General features: G+C 71.6%; 17 protein-coding genes. 7 read left to right on the forward strand and 10 right to left on the reverse strand.

Translation table 11 applies throughout. The annotated features are described in order from the left end of the window. The first annotated feature begins 21 nt into the window (after nucleotides 1-21). Nucleotides 22-1,608, forward strand: coding sequence for a Na+/H+ antiporter (locus tag ACZ5Y0_RS25955; RefSeq protein ID WP_469131087.1), 1,587 nt, complete (start codon nucleotides 22-24; stop codon nucleotides 1,606-1,608). Nucleotides 1,609-1,754: 146 nt separating this feature from the next. Here ACZ5Y0_RS25955 and ACZ5Y0_RS25960 read toward each other — a convergent pair whose 3' ends face one another. Next, entirely contained in the window at nucleotides 1,755-2,867 is a 1,113-nt protein-coding gene (locus ACZ5Y0_RS25960; protein WP_469131088.1) for a mechanosensitive ion channel family protein, read from the reverse strand. Nucleotides 2,868-2,989: 122 nt separating this feature from the next. On the opposite strand from ACZ5Y0_RS25960, the gene ACZ5Y0_RS25965 reads away from it, so the two are divergent. Next, nucleotides 2,990-3,559, forward strand: coding sequence for a dienelactone hydrolase family protein (locus ACZ5Y0_RS25965; protein WP_469131089.1), 570 nt, complete (start codon nucleotides 2,990-2,992; stop codon nucleotides 3,557-3,559). Nucleotides 3,560-3,566: 7 nt separating this feature from the next. On the opposite strand, the gene ACZ5Y0_RS25970 is transcribed toward ACZ5Y0_RS25965, so the two are convergent. From ACZ5Y0_RS25970 to ACZ5Y0_RS25985, 4 genes are all read right to left on the reverse strand, one after another. Continuing rightward, the gene (locus ACZ5Y0_RS25970) at nucleotides 3,567-5,249 is read right to left on the reverse strand and encodes an alkaline phosphatase D family protein (protein WP_469131090.1); all 1,683 of its coding nucleotides are present in this window, start codon (nucleotides 5,247-5,249) and stop codon (nucleotides 3,567-3,569) included. Between the two features lie 104 nt (nucleotides 5,250-5,353). Continuing rightward, entirely contained in the window at nucleotides 5,354-6,166 is an 813-nt protein-coding gene (locus ACZ5Y0_RS25975; protein ID WP_469131091.1) for a thioredoxin domain-containing protein, read from the reverse strand. Nucleotides 6,167-6,260: 94 nt separating this feature from the next. After that, complete coding sequence (locus ACZ5Y0_RS25980; RefSeq protein ID WP_469131092.1) at nucleotides 6,261-7,010, reverse strand: hypothetical protein; 750 nt, start codon at nucleotides 7,008-7,010, stop codon at nucleotides 6,261-6,263. Between the two features lie 137 nt (nucleotides 7,011-7,147). Further along, nucleotides 7,148-8,497, reverse strand: a complete 1,350-nt coding sequence (locus ACZ5Y0_RS25985; RefSeq protein ID WP_469131093.1) for a DUF2252 domain-containing protein — start codon at nucleotides 8,495-8,497, stop codon at nucleotides 7,148-7,150. Between the two features lie 204 nt (nucleotides 8,498-8,701). On the opposite strand from ACZ5Y0_RS25985, the gene dnaE reads away from it, so the two are divergent. Continuing rightward, nucleotides 8,702-12,241 carry a DNA polymerase III subunit alpha gene (gene dnaE / locus ACZ5Y0_RS25990; RefSeq protein ID WP_469131094.1) on the forward strand — a complete coding sequence of 1,180 codons (3,540 nt, stop codon included), beginning with the start codon at nucleotides 8,702-8,704 and terminating at the stop codon, nucleotides 12,239-12,241. 91 nt (nucleotides 12,242-12,332) lie between these two features. Here the strand turns inward: dnaE and ACZ5Y0_RS25995 are convergent, their stop codons facing one another. Continuing rightward, nucleotides 12,333-12,500, reverse strand: coding sequence for a hypothetical protein (locus ACZ5Y0_RS25995; RefSeq protein WP_469131095.1), 168 nt, complete (start codon nucleotides 12,498-12,500; stop codon nucleotides 12,333-12,335). Between the two features lie 235 nt (nucleotides 12,501-12,735). Here ACZ5Y0_RS25995 and ACZ5Y0_RS26000 point away from each other — a divergent pair, with 235 nt between their 5' ends. The 4 genes from ACZ5Y0_RS26000 to ACZ5Y0_RS26015 all read left to right on the forward strand — a co-directional run bounded on the left by ACZ5Y0_RS26000 (nucleotide 12,736) and on the right by ACZ5Y0_RS26015 (nucleotide 16,643). After that, complete coding sequence (locus ACZ5Y0_RS26000; protein WP_469131096.1) at nucleotides 12,736-13,953, forward strand: NYN domain-containing protein; 1,218 nt, start codon at nucleotides 12,736-12,738, stop codon at nucleotides 13,951-13,953. Between the two features lie 108 nt (nucleotides 13,954-14,061). Next, nucleotides 14,062-15,036 carry an ABC transporter ATP-binding protein gene (locus ACZ5Y0_RS26005; RefSeq protein WP_469131151.1) on the forward strand — a complete coding sequence of 325 codons (975 nt, stop codon included), beginning with the start codon at nucleotides 14,062-14,064 and terminating at the stop codon, nucleotides 15,034-15,036. A 64-nt stretch (nucleotides 15,037-15,100) separates the two neighbouring features. Then, nucleotides 15,101-15,925: an ABC transporter permease gene (locus tag ACZ5Y0_RS26010; protein ID WP_469131097.1), complete on the forward strand. Its 825-nt coding sequence runs from the start codon at nucleotides 15,101-15,103 to the stop codon at nucleotides 15,923-15,925. Between the two features lie 34 nt (nucleotides 15,926-15,959). Beyond that, nucleotides 15,960-16,643 carry a hypothetical protein gene (locus tag ACZ5Y0_RS26015; RefSeq protein ID WP_469131098.1) on the forward strand — a complete coding sequence of 228 codons (684 nt, stop codon included), beginning with the start codon at nucleotides 15,960-15,962 and terminating at the stop codon, nucleotides 16,641-16,643. A gap of 238 nt (nucleotides 16,644-16,881) precedes the next feature. On the opposite strand, the gene ybaK is transcribed toward ACZ5Y0_RS26015, so the two are convergent. The 4 genes from ybaK to ACZ5Y0_RS26035 form a co-directional block, all read right to left on the reverse strand. Beyond that, the gene (gene ybaK / locus ACZ5Y0_RS26020) at nucleotides 16,882-17,382 is read right to left on the reverse strand and encodes a Cys-tRNA(Pro) deacylase (RefSeq protein WP_469131099.1); all 501 of its coding nucleotides are present in this window, start codon (nucleotides 17,380-17,382) and stop codon (nucleotides 16,882-16,884) included. A gap of 16 nt (nucleotides 17,383-17,398) precedes the next feature. Then, the gene (locus ACZ5Y0_RS26025) at nucleotides 17,399-18,139 is read right to left on the reverse strand and encodes an LON peptidase substrate-binding domain-containing protein (RefSeq protein WP_469131100.1); all 741 of its coding nucleotides are present in this window, start codon (nucleotides 18,137-18,139) and stop codon (nucleotides 17,399-17,401) included. Nucleotides 18,140-18,150: 11 nt separating this feature from the next. Then, on the reverse strand, nucleotides 18,151-19,188 hold the full coding sequence (locus ACZ5Y0_RS26030; protein ID WP_469131101.1) for a hypothetical protein: 1,038 nt from the start codon (nucleotides 19,186-19,188) through the stop codon (nucleotides 18,151-18,153). A 244-nt stretch (nucleotides 19,189-19,432) separates the two neighbouring features. Then, on the reverse strand, nucleotides 19,433-21,010 hold the full coding sequence (locus ACZ5Y0_RS26035) for an oxidoreductase (RefSeq protein WP_469131102.1): 1,578 nt from the start codon (nucleotides 21,008-21,010) through the stop codon (nucleotides 19,433-19,435). Nucleotides 21,011-21,176: the final 166 nt, after the last annotated feature.

Genomic DNA, 21,176 nt, shown 5'->3' on the forward strand with positions numbered 1-21,176 from the left:
TCATCCCCCGGAGCACTGACCGTGGACCAGCTGGCCCTCTTGTTCGTCCTGTTGCTCGGGGCCGTGGTGAGTGTCCCGCTGGGAGACCGGTGGAGCCTGCCGGCGCCGGTCCTGATGACCCTGTTCGGGATCGTGCTCGCGGTCGCCGACTTCGTGCCCAACGTGAACGTGCCGCCGGACCTGATCCTGCCGCTGCTGCTGCCGCCCCTGCTGTACGCGGCCGTACGGCGCACCTCCTGGCGGCAGTTCACGGCCAACAAACGGCCGATCTTCCTGCTGGCCGTGGCGCTGGTGTTCGTCACGATGCTGTGCGTGGCCGCCGTCGCCCACGCGATCGTGCCCGGACTGCCCATCGCCGCCGCCGTGGCCCTCGGGGCGCTCGTCGCGCCGCCGGACCCGGTGGCTGCCACCGCCGTGGCCGGGCAGCTCGGGCTGCCGCGCCGGCTGGTGTCCATCCTGGAGGGCGAGGGGCTGTTCAACGACGTCACCGCCATCGTGCTCTACCACGTGGCCATCGCCGCCGTCGTCAGCGGGAGCTTCTCGCCGTGGGAGGCCGGTCGCGACCTGGTGCTGTCCGCCGTCGTCGCGGTGGCGGTCGGGCTGGCGCTCGGCTGGGGCGCGAACCGGCTCATGGACCTGCTCGGGGACGCGACCCTTCAGATCGGGCTCACGCTGCTGGTGCCGTACGCCTCCTACGTGCTCGCGGAGGAGTTCCACGGATCCGGGGTGCTCGCCGTGCTCACCACCGCGCTGTTCCTCGCCGAGTACGCCACCGATCCCGACGACGTGCTGACCCGGCTGGCCGGGCACACCTTCTGGAACATCATCGACACGCTGGTGACCGGGGTGGCGTTCGGGCTGATCGGCCTGGAACTGCACATGGCGATCCGGACGGCGTCCGGGCGGTGGGGGGAGATGCTCGGGTGGGCCGCGGCCGTGGTGGCCGTCGTGATCCTCGTACGGCTGCTGTGGCTGCTGCCGGCGACCTGGCTCACCCAGCGGATGCACGCCGGACGGGACCACGACGAGGACATTCCGATGACCTGGCGGGAGACCGTCGTGATGTGGTGGTCGGGGATGCGCGGGGTCGCCTCGGTGGCGCTGGCGCTCGCTGTTCCGCTGAAGACCGACGAAGGGGCGGCCTTCCCGGACCGCGACGAGATCGTGTTCATCGCCTTCGGGGTCATCATGGCGACCCTCGTGATCCAGGGGCTGACCCTGCCCTGGCTGGTCAGGCGGCTCGGGGTGCAGGCCGACACCGGTCGTGAGAAGGAGTTCGAGAAGGAACTGGCCGCACGGGCCGCCAAGGCGGCGAAGCGCCGGCTGCGGGAGATCGAGGCCGAGGAGGACCTGCCGGAGGAACTGTCCGAGCAGATGGCGCGGCGGGCCCTCGACATCGGACTGCGGATCAGCCCGGACCTGGGGGAGGACGAGCGGCGGGAGGGACATGAGCATCGCGTGCGCCGGCTGAAGCGGGTGCGGCGGATCCAGGGCGAGATGCTGAGCGCGGCCCGGCACGAGGTGGTCGCGGCACGGAGCGAGCCGGGGGCCGATCCGGAGATCGTGGACCGGGTGCTGCGCCATCTGGACGTGCGTAGTCTGCGGTGATCCCGCACCGGCGCCGCCTGTCCGGGTCCGTCGGGAAGTGGCGCTCGCCGAGCGTGGTGGGGCGTGGGCGACGGCCCGAGGGGGACGGGCCGGCTCGTGGGGAGACGCCGGCCGGGCGCCCGGTGCGCCCGGCCGAAGCCCTTGCCTCAGCGGTCCACCCGCGGTGTCTCGTGGGCGCGGCGCTGTGGCCCTATGCCGCCGGGTATCCGGCCGTTGGAGCGGGACGGGGCCAGGACCGCGTCGGCGGTGTTGACGCGGGGCATCGCGTACGGATGTTCCTCGGACAGCCAGCGGATCATCCGTTCGCGGACGGTGACCCGGATCGTCCAGATGTCGTCGGCGTCCTTTGCGGTCATCAGCGCCCTGACCTGCATCGTGTTGGGCGTGGTGTCCGTCACGTCCAGTCCGTGGGCGCGGCCGTCCCAGGCGGGGCACTCGCGCAGGATGTCGCGGAGCTTCTCCCGCATGGCGTCCACCGGGGCCGAGTGGTCGACGTGCCAGTAGACGATGCCGGTCATCTGCGGGGTGCCACGCGACCAGTTCTCGAACGGCCTGGACGTGAAGTACGACACCGGCATGGTGATCCGGCGCTCGTCCCAGGTCCGCACGGTGAGGAAGGTCAGCGTGATCTCCTCGACCGTGCCCCACTCGCCGTCCACCACCACCGTGTCGCCTATCCGCACCATGTCGCCGAAGGCGATCTGGAACCCGGCGAACATGTTGCTCAGCGTCGACTGGGCGGCGACACCGGCGACGATGCCGATGATGCCGGCGGAGGCCAGCAGCGAGGCGCCGGCCGCGCGGAACGCCGGGAACGTCAGCAGCATCGCCGCCACCGCGACCACTCCGACGATCGCGGTGACGACCCGCATGATCAGCGACACCTGGGTGCGTACCCGCCGTACCCGGGCCGCGTCGTGGTGCACGCGCGCGTAACGGCTGTACGAGGTCTCGACGATCGCGGCGGTGATCCTGATCGCCAGCCAGGCGGTCGCTCCGATCAGCACCAGGGTGAGCGTCTGGGCGACGCCGACGCGGTGGCTTTCCAGTACCTCGGCGCTGTCGAAGGATCCTCTCAGCAGGGCGGCGCACAGCACGAGCTGGTACGGGATGCGGCCACGCCGCAGCAGCCCCCACAGGGACGTCTCGGGATGTCGTTCGTCGGCCTTGCACAGCAGTCGGTCGGTGGCCCAGCCGATGAACAACGTCAGCACGACCGAGCCGCCGACCACGATCAGTGGGCGGAGCAGGTTCTCCATGCCTTCGAACGTAACCGGCCCGGCGGGGTGGTGAACATGCGTCCCGTGTGAAGAGGCCCACGTGCCGTGTTGTGGGGATCGCCTCGTGGGGTGCTGTCGGTGCCGGCTGGCACCATGGCCTCATGAACATCATGCTCTTCCATTCGACCTATGGACTGCGCCCCGCGGTGCGCGCGGCGGCGGACCGGCTGCGCGCCGCCGGCCACGAGGTGTGGACCCCGGACCTCTTCGACGGGCGCACGTTCGACACGGTCGAGGAGGGCATGGCGCACAACGAGGAGATCGGCAAGGACGAGCTGCTGAAGAGAGCCGTCCTGGCCGCCGCGCCCTATTCCGAGCGCGGGCTGGTGTACGCCGGGTTCTCGCTGGGCGCGTCGGTCGCGCAGACCCTCGCCCTCGGTGACGAGAAGGCGCGTGGCCTGCTGCTTCTGCACGGCACCTCCGACCTCGCGCCGAACGCCTCGGCGGACGGCCTGCCGGTGCAGCTGCACGTGGCCGAGCCGGACCCGTTCGAGACCGACGACTGGCTGAGCGCCTGGTACCTCCAGATGGGCCGAGCGGGCGCCGACGTGGAGATCTACCGGTACGCCGGGGCCGGTCACCTCTACACCGACCCCGACCTGCCCGACCATGACGCCGAGGCGGCCGAGGCAACCTGGCGGGTGGCGCTCGGCTTCCTCGACAGTCTGTAGACGGCGGCTACACGGGGTCGTAGGCGCGCTCGACCTTCTGGGTGCCGGTGCGGGTGCGGTAGGAGCGGGACCAGGACGAGGTCGCGTCCGCCTTCGTGCGGCTGGACACCACGTAGTAGTCCATCTGCGCGCGGTCGGCGGTGATGTCCAGGACGCCGTAGCCGTGCCGGTCGGTGTCCACCCAGCGGACGTGGCGGTTGGCGGCCTTGATGATCGGCGCGGCGACCGCGGAGACCGTGCCCTCGGGGACCTTGACCATGTCGTCGAGATTGTCGGAGGTCACCGAGGTGACCACGAACTCCGTGGCGGCCGAGGCGGACAGCGGGTAGGTCCCGGCGTCCACGGGCACGTCGTTGGCCCATGCCATGTGGATGTCGCCGGTGAGGAAGACGGTGTTGCGGATGGCGTTCGCGCGCAGGTGCGCGAGGATCTCACGGCGGTCGTCCGTGTAGCCGTCCCACTGGTCGGTGTTGAGGGCGAGGCCCTCCTGCGGCAGGCCGAGCAGCTTGGCGAGCGGCTTGAGCAGGTCCGCGGAGAGGGAGCCGATGGCGAACGGCGAGATCATCACCGAGTTGCCGACCAGCCGCCAGGTGGTGTCGGACGCCTTCAGCCCGGCCTTCAGCCAGTCGAGCTGGGCACGGCCGGTGAGGGTGCGGTCCGGGTCGTCGACGTCACCGTCGCCGACGGAGACCTGCTGGGAGCGGAAGGAACGCAGGTCCAGCAGGGAGAGGTCGGCGAGCTTGCCGAAGCGCAGCCGGCGGTAGGTGGTGCCCGCCAGCGCCGGGCGGACCGGCATCCACTCGAAGTAGGCCTGCTTGGCGGCCGCCTGACGGGCCGCCCAGGTGCCCTCGGCGCCCTCGGTGTGGTTCTCGGCGCCGCCCGACCAGGTGTCGTTGGCTATCTCGTGGTCGTCCCAGATCGCGATGACGGGCGCCTTGGTGTGCAGGGCCTGGAGATCGGGGTCGGTCTTGTACCTGCCGTGCCGGGTGCGGTAGTCGGCGAGGGTGAGGATCTCGTGCGTGGGCGCGTGCTGCCGTACGACGGTGTCGCGGGTGCCGTACTCGCCGGTGCCGTACTCGTAGATGTAGTCGCCGAGGTGCAGCCAGGCGTCGAGGTCGCCGCGGGCGGCGAGGTGGCGGTAGGAGGAGAAGTAGCCGGCCTCCCAGTTGGCGCAGGAGACCACGCCGAAGCGCAGGCCCGCCACGGACGCGTCCGCCGCCGGCGCGGTGCGGGTGCGCGCCACCGGGGAGTCGGTCCCGCCGGCCGAGAAGCGGAACCAGTAGTCGGTGGCCGGGGCCAGGCCGCGGACATCCGCCTTGACGGTGTGGTCGGAGGCGGCGGTCGCGGTGACGGACCCCTTGGCCACGACGATCGTCAGGGCCTTGTCCTCGGCGACGACCCACTCGACCTCGGTGTCCGGGCCGCGCCCGGAGCCGGGTACCGCCTCGGCGGTCGGTGTCACCCGGGTCCACAGCAGGACGCCGTCGGGCAGTGGGTCGCCGGAGGCGACACCGTGCAGGAAGGCGGGGGCCTCGTCGGCGGCCCGCGCGGGCAGCGCGGTGGCGAGCGGCGCGGCCAGCACGGCCCCGGCGGCAGCGGCCTTGACGACCGTACGGCGCCGCGGGCCACGCGTGTCGACGCGATCTGACGGCGCGTCGGTGCTCTCGGTTGATCTGTATCGACTGGTCACGGGCGATCAGATTACTGACCAGTACGACAAAGAGCGGGCGAACTGACAAAAATTCGCCCGCTCTTCGGTTCTCCGTCTTCCGGGTCTTCGTCCCTCCGGCCCGTTCAGCCCTTGAGGGCCGCCTCGAGCGCGGTGTTGAAGTCGGCGACCGACATCGGGGCGTTCTCGCTGCCGGGGGCGGTCAGAGCCTTCCCGTCCATCTTCAGGGTCGGAGTGCCCCTCACACCGCTCTTGTCGAACGTCTCGGACATCTCCAGCGCCCACTTGTCGTAGGTGCCGTCCTTCACCGCCTTCTGGAACTCGGCGTTGCCCTTCAGGGCGGAGACCGTGTCGGCCACCTTGATCAGGTAGCTGTCGTCCTTGAACTTGTCGTCGGACTCCTCGGGGTGCCACTTCGCCGAGTACAGCGCGGTCTTGTACTCGAGGAACGCCTCCGGGCCGGCATCGAGCGCGGCGCCCAGCGCGCTGAGCGCGTTCTTGGAGCCCTCGCCGGTGAGGCCCTTGTCGAGGAAGGTGGCGCCGACGAACTGGAGCTTGAACTTGCCCGCCTCGTAGCCCGACTTCACCGTCGGGCCGACCGTCTGCTCGAACTGGGCGCAGACCGGGCAGCGCGGGTCCTCGTAGATCACGAGGGTCTTCTTGGCGGTGCTCTTGCCCATCACGACGGTCGTGCCGTTCTCGCCGGTGGTGTTGGCAGGCTTGACCAGCGGCTTGTCCTTGGCCTCCTCCCAGTACGTGGGCTTGTTGTTCTGGACGACCGCGTAACCTATGCCGCCCGCCACCGCCAGCACGCCGACGACCGAGCAGGCCACGATGACCTGGCGCTTGATCTTGGCCCGCTTGGCCTGGCGTTCGCGCTCGACGCGCAGCCGCTCACGGGCCGCCGTCTTCGCCGCCGCACTGTTGCGCTTGCTCATGGTGGTGTTCTCCAGGTGGGACGCGCACAGGATGTGTGCGCGGGATACGTGTGTGGGGACTGTCGTGCTCGTGGCCGCGCGGGCAGGGTGACGCTCAGGCGGCGACGGCCCGGCGCGGGGGGCCGCGACGTCCCAGGGAGTGCACGAGGATCCGGTCGCGGCTGGTGGACACCGGGCGGCGCGCGGGCCGCGGCGGGCGGCGGGTGGCCGGGGCGCGGCGGACGGTCACGGCGGCCACGGCCAGCAGCAGCGGCCGGAACGTGGTCGCGGTCGCCGCGCGCAGCAACTGGGCCAGGGCGCGCTCCCCCCGCCGCAGCCACGCCGCGGCGAGGAGGCCGACGCCGATGTGCGCGCCCAGCAGCAGCCAGGCCGTCGACGGGTGGGCGTGGGCGAGGAGGCCGCCGACCCGGTCCGGGTCGGCACCGTTCCACCCGCCACCCGACAACCACCCCTGATGGAGGCGCTGCGCGCCGCCCCTGCTGAATTGGGCCAGCGGGGCGCCGACACTGGTGCCGTCACCGCACAGGACGTCGAGGCCGACCGAGCGCAGCGGGCCGGCGACCGGGCCGCCCGCCCGGCCGTAACAGACGTGCTGGCCGGTGGTGAAGACCGTGTCGGCCGCCAGCTCGAGCGGGATCAGCAGGGCGGCGATCCGCCCGAAGCCGCGTTCCCGGCCCGCCAGGGCGTAGGCGAGGAGGAACACGCAGACCGCGAGGGCGGCCACCGTGTTCAGCGGCAGTGGGGCCCGGGACAGCAGCACGTGCGACGCGGTGCTGAGCGTCACGACGAAGGCCGTGAACAGCGCCGCGCGTACGGCTCTGAGGCGGGTCCCGGATATGTCCATAGCGGAGGAGAGTGTGTCACGCGCGCCTGTAAGAGACCCCTAAAGGGTCGCGCTGAGAACCCTTTTCGTTATGGATCCCGCCACGGTCCACCCCCTCACGGTCCGCCCCGTCGCGGTGGGCCCCGTCACCTTCCGCGTCACAGACCCGGGATCCGGCCGTTGCGGAACAGGTCGAGGAAGATCTGGTGGTCCGCCCGCGCGCGTGCGCCGTAGGAGTGCGCGAACTCCACCAGGAGCGGTGCGAAGCCCTCCTCGTCGCCGGCGAGCGCCGCGTCGATGGCCCGCTCGGTGGAGAACGGCACCAGGGACTCGCCGGAGGTGTCGTCCGCCGCCGCGTGCATCGTGGCCGTGGCCCGGCCCAGGTCGGCGACGACGCCGGCGATCTCCTCCGGGTCGTCGATGTCGCCCCAGTCCAGGTCCACCGCGTACGGCGAGACCTCGGCGACCAGCTGGCCCGCGCCGTCCAGCTCGGTCCAGCCCAGCCAGGGGTCGGCGTGCGCCTGAAGGGCGCGCTGGGAGATCACCGTGCGGTGGCCCTCGTGCTGGAAGTACTCGCGGATCGCCCGGTCGGTGACGTGCCGGGAGACGGCCGGGGTCTGCCCCTGTTTGATGTAGATCACCACGTCGTTCTCCAGGGCGTCGCTGTGGCCCTCGAGGAGGATGTTGTACGAGGGCAGGCCGGCCGAGCCGATACCGATGCCCCGGCGGCCGACGACGTCCTTCACGCGGTACGAGTCCGGGCGGGCCAGGGAGGTCTCCGGCAGCGTTTCCAGGTAGCCGTCGAAGGCGGCGAGGACCTTGTAGCGGGTGGCCGCGTCCAGCTCGATGGAGCCGCCGCCGGGCGCGAAGCGGCGCTCGAAGTCGCGGATCTCGGTCATGGAGTCCAGCAGCCCGAAGCGGGTCAGGGAGCGGGCGTCGCGCAGCACGTCCAACAGGGGTCCGTCGGCCGTGTCCAGTGTGAAGGGCGGCACCTCGTCCTGCTTGGCGCCGGTCGCCAGGGCGCGGATCCGCTCGCGGTACGCGCCCGCGTACACCTGTACCAGCTCGGTGATCTGGTCGTCGCTGAGCGCCTTCGCGTACCCGATGAGGGCGATCGAGGCGCAAAAGCGCTTCAGGTCCCAGACGAAGGGGCCGACGTACGCCTCGTCGAAGTCGTTGACGTTGAAGATCAGGCGGCCCTGGGAGTCCATGTAGGTGCCGAAGTTCTCCGCGTGCAGATCGCCGTGGATCCACACGCGCGAGGTGCGGTCGTCCAGGTAGGGCCCGGTGAAGGTGCCGGCGTCGCCGCGCCCGCCGCTCGCCGCGTCCAGGTCGTGGTAGAAGAGGCATGCCGTGCCCCGGTAGAACGCGAACGCCGAGGCGGCCATCTTGCGGAACTTCACGCGGAACGCGGCCGGGTCCGCGGCCAGGAGTTCGCCGAAGGCGGTGTCGAAGACGGCGAGGATCTCCTCGCCGCGAGGCTCTTCGTTGAGCTGCGGGACCGACATCGCGGGGTGCCTCCTGGTGCTTCATGTGTACGACAGCGTTTCTGTCGTCTCCAACGGGCGGGCGCGGGCGAAAGTGCCCGCGACCCCCGCTGCGAAGGTACGCGGGGGAGCCCGCCGGGTGTCAGTGGCGAGGCATAGACTTCGACGCTGACCCCCGGACTGTGCGCCAGCCCGTCGTCGAGTGTTTCCCTTGGAGGCCATGCCGTGTCAAAGCCGCCGTTCACGCACCTGCACGTCCACACCCAGTACTCGCTGCTGGACGGTGCCGCGCGGCTCAAGGACATGTTCGACGCGTGCAACGAGATGGGCATGACCCATATCGCGATGTCCGACCACGGCAACCTCCACGGGGCGTACGACTTCTTCCATTCCGCGAAGAAGGCCGGAGTCACCCCGATCATCGGGATAGAGGCGTATGTCGCCCCGGAGTCGCGGCGCAACAAGCGCAAGATCCAGTGGGGCCAGCCGCACCAGAAGCGGGACGACGTGTCCGGTTCCGGCGGCTACACGCACAAGACGATCTGGGCGGCGAACAAGACCGGCCTGCACAACCTCTTCAAGCTCTCCTCGGACGCGTACGCCGAGGGCTGGCTCCAGAAGTGGCCGCGGATGGACAAGGAGACCATCTCGCAGTGGTCCGAGGGGCTCATCGCCTCCACCGGCTGCCCCTCCGGCGAACTACAGACCCGCCTGCGCCTCGGCCAGTACGACGAGGCGCTCAAGGCGGCGGCCGACTACCAGGACATCTTCGGCAAGGACCGCTATTTCCTGGAGCTGATGGACCACGGCATCGAGATCGAGCGCCGGGTCCGGGACGGTCTGCTGGACATCGGCAAGAAGCTCGGCATCCCGCCGCTGGTCACCAACGACTCGCACTACACGTACGCGCACGAGGCGGCCGCCCACGACGCCCTGCTGTGCATCCAGACCGGCAAGAACCTCTCCGACCCGGACCGTTTCCGCTTCGACGGGACCGGCTACTACCTGAAGTCCACGGACGAGATGTACGCCATCGACTCCTCGGACGCCTGGCAGGAGGGCTGCGCCAACACCCTCCTGGTGGCCGAGCAGATCGACACGACCGGCATGTTCGAGGCGAAGAACCTCATGCCGAAGTTCGACATCCCCGACGGCTACACCGAGGTCAGCTGGTTCAAGGAGGAGGTCCGCCGGGGCATGGAGCGCCGCTTCCCGGGCGGCATCCCCGAGGACCGCCAGAAGCAGGTCGAGTACGAGATGGACGTCATCATCCAGATGGGGTTCCCGGGCTACTTCCTCGTCGTCGCCGACTTCATCATGTGGGCCAAGAACAACGGCATCGCCGTCGGCCCCGGCCGAGGCTCCGCGGCCGGTTCGATCGTCGCGTACGCCATGGGCATCACCGACCTCGACCCGATCCCGCACGGCCTGATCTTCGAGCGGTTCCTCAACCCCGAGCGCGTCTCCATGCCGGACGTCGACATCGACTTCGACGAGCGTCGGCGCGTCGAGGTGATCAGGTACGTGACCGAGAAGTACGGCGCCGACAAGGTCGCCATGATCGGCACCTACGGCAAGATCAAGGCGAAGAACGCCATCAAGGACTCCGCGCGCGTCCTGGGCTACCCGTACGCGATGGGCGACCGCCTCACCAAGGCGATGCCCGCCGACGTCCTGGGCAAGGGCATCGACCTCAACGGCATCACCGACCCCTCGCACCCCCGCTACAGCGAGGCGGGCGAGATCCGGGCGATGTACGAGAACGAGCCGGACGTGAAGAAGGTCATCGACACCGCCAAGGGCGTCGAGGGCCTGGTACGGCAGATGGGTGTGCACGCGGCGGGCGTGATCATGTCCAGCGAACCCATCGTCGACCACGCCCCGATCTGGGTGCGGCACACCGACGGCGTGACCATCACGCAGTGGGACTACCCCCAGTGCGAGTCGCTGGGCCTGCTGAAGATGGACTTCCTCGGCCTGCGCAACCTCACGATCATGGACGACGCCATCAAGATGGTGAAGGCCAACAAGGGCATCGACCTGGAGATGCTCGCCCTCCCGCTGGACGACCCCAAGACCTTCGAGCTGCTCTGCCGCGGTGACACCCTCGGCGTCTTCCAGTTCGACGGCGGTCCGATGCGCTCACTGCTCCGCCAGATGCAGCCCGACAACTTCGAGGACATCTCCGCCGTCTCGGCCCTCTACCGGCCGGGCCCGATGGGCATGAACTCGCACATCAACTACGCGGAGCGCAAGAACGGCCGCCAGGAGATCACGCCGATCCACAAGGAGCTGGCGGAGCCCCTGGAAGAGGTCCTGGCCGTCACCTACGGTCTGATCGTCTACCAGGAGCAGGTGCAGAAGGCCGCCCAGATCATCGCCGGGTACTCGCTCGGTGAGGCCGACATCCTCCGCCGCGTGATGGGCAAGAAGAAGCCCGACGAGCTGGCGAAGAACTTCACCATCTTCCAGGCCGGCGCCAAGAAGAACGGGTACAGCGACGAGGCGATCCAGGCCCTGTGGGACGTGCTGGTCCCCTTCGCCGGATACGCGTTCAACAAGGCCCACTCGGCCGCGTACGGGCTGGTCTCGTACTGGACGGCGTACCTGAAGGCGAACTACCCCGCCGAATACATGGCGGCGCTGCTCACCTCGGTCAAGGACGACAAGGACAAGTCGGCCGTCTACCTCAACGAGTGCCGCCGTATGCGCATCAAGGTGCTCCCGCCGAACGTGAACGAGTCCGAGTCGAACTTCGCCGCCCAGGGCGACGACGTGATCCTCTTCGGCCTCTCAGCCGTGCGCAACGTCGGTACCAACGTCGTCGAGTCGATCATCAAGACCCGCAAGGCCAAGGGGAAGTACGCCTCCTTCCCGGACTACCTCGACAAGGTCGAGGCGGTGGTCTGCAACAAGCGCACCACGGAATCGCTCATCAAGGCCGGCGCCTTCGACTCGATGGGCCACACCCGCAAGGGCCTCACCGCCCAGTACGAGCCGATGATCGACAACGTGGTCGCGGTCAAGCGCAAGGAGGCCGAGGGCCAGTTCGACCTCTTCGGCGGCATGGGCGAGGAACAGAACGACGAGCCCGGCTTCGGCCTCGACGTCGAGTTCACCACCGACGAGTGGGACAAGACGTACCTGCTCGCGCAGGAGCGCGAGATGCTCGGTCTGTACGTCTCCGACCACCCCCTCTTCGGCCTGGAGCACGTGCTGTCCGACAAGGCGGACGCGGGCATCGCGCAGCTCACCGGAGGTGAGCACGCGGACGGCGCGGTCGTCACCATCGGCGGCATCATCTCGGGGCTTCAGCGCAAGATGACCAAGCAGGGCAACGCCTGGGCCATCGCGACCGTCGAGGACCTCGCCGGCTCCATCGAGTGCATGTTCTTCCCCGCGACCTACCAGCTGGTCTCGACCCAACTCGTCGAGGACGCCGTGGTGTTCGTCAAGGGCCGCCTCGACAAGCGGGAGGACGTGCCCCGCCTGGTCGCGATGGAGCTCCAGGTGCCGGACCTGTCCAACGCGGGCACCAACGCGCCCGTGATCCTCACCATCCCGGCCGTGAAGGTCACCCCGCCGATGGTCAACCGCCTCGGCGAGATCCTCACCCACCACAGGGGCGACAGCGAGGTCCGGATCAGGCTCCAGGGCCCGACGAAGACGACCGTCCTGCGCCTGGACCGGCACCGCGTCAAGCCCGACCCGGCCCTGTTCGGCGACCTGAAGGTGCTGCTCGGCCCGTCCTGCCTGGCCGGTTGAGCGGCGGACACACGCAAGGGGCGCACCCGGATGCCTCCGAGTGCGCCCCTCATGCACGCGCAAAGGGCGTCAAGGGCCCGTTACGCAGATGCTAGTTGTGGCCGAAGCGCTTGCCGCGTCCCTTGCCGGGTGCGATGTCACCGGGCGTCACCTGCGGGGAGCGCGTCACGTCCTGCGGCTCGAGGGTGGCCTGCGACGCCGCCTGCGGGGTGCGCTCGGACTGCGGCTGCTTGCGGTCACGGTTCTTGTTCTTGGCCATGGGGATCTGCCTCCTGTCGGGGGTCTGGGGGCCAGGGCCGGAATCAGATTCACATAGGCTGACGTACGGCGCATTTCGGATAATTACCGTCGGTGACAGGGGTCGTCGAGGGGCGCCGGCCCGAAACGCCACGCCGAAGATCGAGTTCCGGCCGTTAACCCCCGCGCGGTCGGGCAGACTCGAAGCAGGCCCGAAGCAGGCCCGAAGCAAACCTCCCGGGAAGAGGGTGAGTCGTGTGGACCGCTGCATCGTCCTGGTGGACGCCGGGTATCTGCTGGGGGCCGCAGCGAGTCTGCTCGCAGGGGAGCCGTCGCGATCCCGGATCACCGTCGATCACGCCGCCCTCGTCCAGGGCCTGCGCGAACAGGCGGAGTCCGAGACCGAACGGCCCCTGCTGCGCATCTACTGGTTCGACGGCGCCCCCGATCGCGTCCCCCAGCCCGAGCACCGCAGGCTGCGGGTGATGCCCCGGGTCACCGTCCGGCTGGGCGCCCTCACCCGCAGCGACGGCCGCTGGGCGCAGAAGGGGGTCGACGCCGCCATGCACGCCGAGCTGACCGAACTGGCGCGCAACCGCGCCTGTTCCGACGTCGTCCTCGTCACCGGCGACGGCGATCTGCTGCCCGGCATGATGGCCGCCAAGGAGCACGGCGTCGCCGTCCACCTGTGGGCCGTACAGGCCGCCGACGGCGACTACAACCAGTCGGAGGACCTGGTGGCCGAGGCCGACGAACGGCGCGTCCTGGACCGCGCCTGGATCACCAAGGCCGTACGCCCCAAGGACCTCGGCGGGGTCTGCGTGCCGCCGCCCGTGCCGCGCCCCGAGATCGCCGCCATCCTCTCCGCGCCACTGCCCGAATCCACTCTCGCCCCCACGTCGGAGCGGCCCGCCGAGCAGAGCGAGCATCCCTCCGCCCCCGCCGACAACGGCACGCGGGACCGGGTCCCCGCCCCCAAGGGCGTTCCCACCCCCAAGGACCTCGCCGCCCTGCGCGCACCCGGCGCCGCGCAGGCCGCCCAGCCCCCGGCCACCGCGACCCTGCGCTGGTCCTCCGACAAGGGCTGGGTCGACCGGCCCGGCGCCGCCGCCGAGCCCCCCGAGGTCGCCTCGATGCCGACCCTCGCGCAGGTGACCACGGCCGAGCAGCGGTGGGCCGACCGCGAGGAGGACATCACCACCGTCGGCGGCGACCCCTTCGAGGTGGGCCAGGTCTTCGCCCGCCGCTGGATGGGGCGCCTCGGCGACCAGGGCCATCTCCAGAAGCTCTCCGGCATGTACCCGCGCATCCCGCACCGCATCGACGGCGAACTGTTGCGGTACGCGGCCCGCTTCGGCCTCCTCGCCCACAAGGACGACCAGATCGACGAGCACGACCGCTACGCCATCCGGGCGGGGTTCTGGCGCGAGATCGACGTGCGGACGGCGGCCGAGCAGGCACCCGCGGCGGACTGAACCGGGCACTCCGGGCGCCCCCGACGGCGAGCGTGGGCCGCCGACCCCGTAGTCTCGTTTCTTGTGAGTACGCGCGCGGCATCGACCATTCGGCACCGGGACGAGGTCGTGTGTGCCGTACGCGGACTGACCAAGACCTATCCGGCGGTCCGGGGCCGGCGCGGCACTCCCGCCACCCCCGAGGTCCGCGCCACCGACGACGTCCGGCTGGATGTACGGCGGGGTGAGATCTTCGGTCTGCTCGGGCCCAACGGCGCCGGCAAGACCAGCGTCGTCCGGCAGGTGACCGGGCTGATGCGGCCGGACACCGGCAGCGTGGAGATCCTCGGCCACGACATCGTGCGCCACCCCGAACGGGCCGCGCGCATCCTCGCCTACCTCGGCCAGGAGTCGACCGCCCTCGACGAACTCACCGTCTCCCTCGCGGCCGAGACCACCGGACGGCTGCGCGGCCTCCCCGTGCGCGAGGCCCGGCGACAACGGGACGCCGTGCTGGAGGAGCTGGGGCTCACCCCGATCGCCGGGCGGCCGCTGCGCAAGCTGTCCGGCGGGCAGCGGCGGCTGGCCTGCTTCGCCACCGCGCTGGTGGGGGAGCGGCCGCTGCTGGTGCTGGACGAGCCGACCACCGGGATGGACCCCGTCGCCCGGCGCGCCGTGTGGTCCGCGGTGGACCGGCGGCGGGCCGAGCGCGGCACCACCGTGCTGCTCGTGACCCACAACGTCATCGAGGCCGAGACGGTCCTCGACCGGGTCGCCGTCCTCGACCGCGGCCGGGTCATCGCCTGCGACACCCCTGCCGGTCTCAAGGAGCAGGTCGCGGACGAGGTGCGGGTCGAACTGGTGTGGCGCGAGCGGGCGCCGCTGGACGTCCCGGAGGTCGCCGCGCTGCGCGAGCGGGCCGTGGAGTCCGGGCGCCGCTGGACGTTGCGGCTGGGCCCCGAGGAGGCCCGTACGGTCGTCGCCACCGTCACCGGCGGGGCCGCCTTCGCCGCCCTGGACGACTTCACGCTCGCCACACCGAGCCTGGAGGACGTCTACCTGGCGCTGGGCGGGGCCGCCCGCCAGGGGTTGGTGAAGGTGTGAGCAGGATCGCATCCGCGTCCGTATCGAACAGGGCGACCACCGGACCCAAGAGGAGCAACGCGACGTGAGTGTCGTACCCGCAGAGGTTCTGCCGGGCAGCGCCCTGGCCGTGGACGGGCAGCCGGCCCGGGGAGCGGCCGAGCTGGCGCCGCGCGCGCGGCTGTGGCCGTCGCTCGTGGCCGTGTACCGGGCGCAGCTCTCCCGCGCGCGGGTGGCCCGCATCCCGCTGCTGTTCGTGGCGACCTTCCAGTCGGTCGGCATCCTGATCATGATGCGCGGGGTCGTGGAGGGCGGACGCGAGGCGGAGGCCGTGGTGGCCGGCTCGGCGGTCCTCGTCGTCGCCTTCGTCGCCCTGAACCTCCTCGCCCAGTACTTCGGGCAGCTGCGGGCCAGCGGCGGCCTCGACCACTACGCCACCCTGCCGGTGCCGCCCGCCGCCGTGGTGCTCGGCGCGGCGGGCGCCTACGCGTCCTTCACCGTGCCGGGGACGCTGGTGACCGCGGTCTTCGGCTCCGTGCTCTTCGGACTGCCGCTGACCCACCTGTGGGTGCTGGCGCTGGTCATCCCGCTGTCCGGTGCCGCGCTGGCCGGGCTCGGCGCGGCCTTCGGGCTGCTCGCCCCGCGCCCCGAGCTGGCCACCGTGCTGGGCCAGCTGGGCATGTCGGCCGCGCTGCTGCTCGGCGTGCTGCCGCCCGACCGGATGCCGCAGGCGGTGCGCTTCACCCGTGACCTGCTGCCGTCGACGTACGGCGTGGAGGCCCTCGCGCGGACCTTCCGGCCGCACCCCGACTGGGCGTTCGTGCTCGGGGACCTCGCGGTGTGCGCCGCGGTCGGTGTGGTCTCGCTGGCCGTCGCCACCTGGGCGTACCGTCGGGCCGCCGTCCGGTGACGCGCGGCGCGGACGCGCCTGGCACGATGTCAGGGTGACCGCACCGCTGACTCCCCCTCCGCCGCCGCACGAACCGTCCCCGCACGACGCCTGGCCGTCGCCCGGTACGGCCGGCGCGCCTCACGACGCCGGACACGGACAGGACGGGCCCGGGGTCGGGACGGAGCTGCGCGAAGCCGCGGTGGTCACCGTCCTGGTCGCGATCACGGGGGTGGCGCTCGGACTGCTGTGGCTGTGGCTGGCGCCGCGCGTTCCGGTGGTCGGGGAAGTCGTCGACGACAGCTGGGTCGTCTACCTCAAGGACACCGAGGGTGAGCAGGCCGTCGGCGTGGACGGCACGTTCGTCCTGCTGGCCCTGGCGTGCGGGGCCGTGAGCGCCGCCGCTGTCTTCGCCTGGCGCCGGCGCGGGGGCGTACCGCTGGTCGTGGCACTGGCCCTCGGCGGTCTGCTCGGCTCCCTGCTGGCGTGGCGGATCGGCGTGTGGCTCGGCCCCGGACAGGACGTGATCGCGCAGGCCAGGGCGGCGGGCAAGGGAGTCACGTTCTCGGCGCCGCTGAAGCTGAGCGCCAAGGGCGCGCTGCTGGCGTGGTCGCTGGCCGCCCTGCTCGTGCACCTGGGCCTCACGGCCCTGTTCGGTCCGCGGGACCCCGAGACGTACGGGCCGGGGCCGGTGCCGGGGCCGGTGCAGAAGGACCCGTACGGGGCGCCACTGGCGTAGGGCGTCGGGCCACCGGGCCGCTCATTCGCGTCGCGGGGCGCCGCGGCTGGTCCCTCCGGCTCGCCCGGCCCCGCCGGACGGGCCGGGCGAGCCGTCGCCGGCCGGGCGATCGCTCGGGCCCTCGGCCGTTGTCGGTGGGCCCGTCGGCCGTTGTCGGTGAACCGGGCCGGACGTGCCCTCGATCCGTCGGAGCGGCCGTCGGGTCGGTCGGTCCGTTGTCGGAGCGGCCGTCTGCGCGTCACGCCCGGCCGACGGGTGCCAGGACCGCCTCGGTGAGTTCGGCCAGGTCGGCGGGGGAGAGTTCGATCTCCAGGCCGCGGCGGCCCGCCGAGACGCAGATGGTGGTGTGTGCCTTCGCCGAGTCGTCGAGGACCGTGGCGAGCTTCCTGCGCTGGCCCAGCGGGGAGATGCCGCCGCGGACGTAACCCGTGGTGCGTTCCGCGAGGGTCGGGTCGGCCATGGCCGCGCGCTTGCCGCCGACCGCCGCCGCGAGGGCCTTGAGGTCGAGCGAGCCGGCGACCGGGACCACGGCGACCGTCAGGGTGCCGTCCACCTCGGCGACGAGGGTCTTGAAGACCCGGTCGGGGGAGACGCCCATGGCCTCGGCCGCCTCCTCGCCGTACGACGGGTGGGCCGGGTCGTGGTCGTAGGCGTGGACCGTGAACTCCACGCCCGCCGCAGTCAGGGCGACGGTCGCGGGCGTGCCCCCGGACTGTTGCTTCTTCGACTTCTTCGCCATCAGGGCCCTCCGTGCGTCAGTTGAGGCTCGTCTGGCCGCGGGTCAGGTCCGCCGCGGGCAGCGAGGGCAGGCTACGGAGGATGGCCGTCTCCGCGCGCAGGAGGTTCAGCTCGTCGCGCAGCCGTGAGGCGGTGTCCGGGGCCTGGAGCAGCCGCTGCTTGGTGGGCGTGTCGAGCATCATCGCGGCTGCCACCAGGTACGACACCACGGACGGCTCGTCCGGCAGGTCCGCCCCGGTGGACAGCGAGCGCTCCCGGGCTCCGGCGAGGCGCTTCTGGTACTGGCGGAAGGCCCGCAGCACGCCCTCCGCGAGCGCGCCGGCCTCGTCGCCCGGCTCCTCGGTCAGTTCCTCCAGCTCGGCCACCAGGAACGGGCCCGAGGTGTCCACCGAAACCAGGCGCACCCGCGTCGTCCCGGTGGCCAGCACCTCGTAGGTGCCGTCGGCCCGCTCCCGGACCGTCGCCGCGTCGGCGACGCACCCGACGGAGTGGAAGGCCTTGACGGGGTCGTCGCCGAAGCCGGCTGCGGGGCCCCGCCGGGGCAGCGCCGTCTGGTCGGGCATGCCCGGGGCGGCCGGTGCCACCTCGTGGCCGTCGCGGATGGCGACGACGACGAACCGCCGCGGTTCCTCCTCGGGGGTCTTCAGCAGATCGCGCATCAGGGCGCGATAGCGCTCCTCGAACACGTTGAGCGGAAGCACCAGCCCCGGGAAGAGGACGGTGTTCAGCGGGAAGAGAGGCAGCCGGACGGTGGTCACGGCGCAGAAGCCTAGTGGTCCGCGGGGTACGCGCGTTCCCCGTGCCCATTCCGTGGATGCTCCGTGGGCTCACCGGACGGCTGCGAGCACACGCTCTCGCGCACCGCGAGGAAGTGTCCCAGCGGGTCGTCCGACAGCCGGCCCCACGGGAAGGACGTGGCGTACGGGCCGATCAGCCGCAGCTGGGCGAGGGCGTCAGCACGGCGGCCGAGCCGGACCAGGACGTAGGTCAGGAGGTTGCGGATCTCGGCCGTCCAGGGGTCGGACCCCGGGAAGCGGGCCGAGAGGCCGAGCGCGCGGTCCGCGGCCGCGTCCAGGCGCTCGCGGGGCACCTCGGGCCCGCAACCGTCGGTGAGGTAGGCGAAGGCGGCCCGTACCGGCAGCGCCTGGACGAGCGAGCCTGCCGGGGCGTCCTCGGCGGCCCGGTCGGCGAAGTCGAAGCACTCGCGGTGGGAGCCGTGCCAGGACTCGGCCAGATACCGCTTGGCGGCCACGTGGCAGCCGTAGTGGTGCGGGGCGCGGCGGACGGCGGCCGCCCACAGCTCTCCGAAGTACTTGTGCCCGGCGTTCGACCCGCGCGCGTGATCCAGGGCGATCCGCCACGGCACCGGGTCGCGGTGGTCGGCCTGCGCGGCGGCCGTGATCAGAGGGCTCACCTCGCGCAGCAGCTCGGCCCTGGCCGGCGAGTCCCAGGCGCGCTCCACCGCGAGCTGGGCGGCCACCAGCAGGACGTCCGGTTCGTGCGGGGCGGCGGCCCGCCAGTCCTCGAACCACTCCGGCCGGGACCGGGCGAAGGACGCCAGGCGGGTGACGTACCGGTCGCGGTACTCCCACTCGGCCCGCTCGCTCGTCCCGGACAGCAGGGCGGCGGCGGCCCCGTACGAGCCCCGCCCGGCCGCGACCAGCGCGGGGCCCAGCCGGTCGTCGGGCACGTCGAGGAGCACCTCGTCGTCGGGCGGGAGCCCGAGCGGGGAGTCGGGGGCGGCGGTCCGCGCGCGCCGGGACGCGGCCGTCCGGGAGGCGCGGATGAACGGGGGCAGCAGAGCCATGGTTTCGCCATTGAAAAGCGGTGGGGCGGCGATGCGCCAGGGGATGCGACGAACGTCTCGAAAGTTGTACGCGGCCGGGTCAAGGGCAGGTAAAAGGTGAGCGTTCGGCCCCCCGGGGTCAGCTTTTGGCGCACGGCCGCGCTCTGCCCTGTCGGTGACCGGCTCTTGGCGCACCGGCTCCGGTCGGCCCCTGCGCCCGTGCCGGTGACGGGGCTGCCGGCCATCCTCGCCGGTGGCCCCGGCGTCAGCCGCGGCGCAGCACCCGGGTGGTCCCGGCCGCCACCGTCGTCGCCAGGACCCAGCCCAGCAGGATCATCGCGGTCTGCACCCACTGCCAGCCGTCGTGCAGCCGCCACTGGCCCGCCTGGCCCAGGTCGATCACGGGCAGCAGCAGGTCGAGGGCGAACAGCGCGGGACTCCACGGCGGGTGCCCGTCGCGGTTGACCGGCGGATGGTCCGCGTGCGCGAAGGCCAGCGAACTCGCCGCCCAGAGCACGGCCATCCACACGGCCGCCCGGCCCGGCCGGTAGCCGTAGGCGACCGTCCAGTCCTGCACGTACCCCCAGAGCTTCGCGGCCGGCGGCAGCGTCTCGCGGCGCCGGCGCTGCTTGGCGAGCAGCACCTCGCGGGCGTCCTCGTCCTCCCCGCCCGCCCGCAGCACCGCCGCAAGCCGCTCGTACGGCTCCGGGTTGTACTCGGCGGTCGCCGCGGCCACCCATCCCAGGCGCTCGGCCAGCGGGAACGGGCCCTGCGGCACCAGGTTCTCGTACGCGAAACCGCCCATGTGCAGGTTGCCGGGACCGGGCCAGGCGCCCGCGCGGTCCACGAGGTTGACCACCCGAGCCCCCGACAGCACCACCTTGCCGCGCTGCGGCCGCTCCCCGAGGAAGCGCAGCTCGGGTGTCTGCACCCGGCGCAGCGACAGCTCCTGGTCGTCGCTGAAGGTGAAGCGGGCCCGCTCCAGGTCGAGGGCGTCCCCGAACCGCCCGTCGTCCAGGCGCACCCCGCCCCGGCACTCGAAGCGCTGCACACGGGTCCCGCGCGCGGGAGTGGCCCCGCTCAGCGCCTGGCCGCCGAGTCCTGCCGGGGTCAGATAGAGAGAGCGCTCGACGGTCAGCCGGGGCGCGTTCAGCGCGAACCGGGTGTACGGGTTGGCCAGCCGCGCCCCGCGCAGGCTCAGCGAGACCCCGATCTTCGCGCTGCGCAGCCGCAGTTCACCGTGCGACTCCAGCATCTCGGCCTGGAGGTCCTGGCCGACGGTCATGCCGTCGGCGGCGATCGAGCGACCGGTGCGGTCGCGGTAGACGATCGCCATGTTGAGCATCAGGTCGGTGCCGATGTGCGCGTCGGTGAGCCGGACGCCGTTGTGGAAGCGGCAGCGGGGCAGATGCAGATCGCCCTCGGTCTGGAGCCGGGCCGCCTCCAGCCGAGGCACCGAGCAGTCCACCATGCGCAGTGTCGTCACCCGCGCCTCGGGCAGCAGCACGTCCCGCTCGAAACGGCAGCGCTTCATCTCGACGTACGGCTCCACCGTGCCGCCCGCCAGATCGAGAACGCCGCTGATCTGCACGCCGACCAGCTTGAGCGAGGACACCCGGCCGGCGAGCGGGGGCGGCCCGTCCAGCAGCAGGCAGGCGACGATCCGCGCCCGGACCGTGCGGGCCTCGCCCCACGGATGGCCGCCGTGCGGGTCGTCGACGACCGTGTCCCCACTGCTGAGGTCGTACACGCTGCCGTTGCGGAAGGCCTGCCACATGCCGGCCTCGGCGGCGGTCAGGTCGTCCGGCAGGTCCCCGGCTCGGATGCCGGCCCCTTCCGTCACGCTGCTTCGGTCCCTTCGCTGGCGCACATGTTTCGCACAACCGTTCATGCCCGGTGGGTGACGCCCCGAACGCTAACCGTGAGGGGGATCTTCCGTTTCCGGCCACGCTCTGTATCAGCCATTGATACGCGCGGACGACCTCCGATTCCGGTCTGAGAGAATTGAC

This window comes from Streptomyces sp. NPDC033216 (assembly GCF_055577115.1).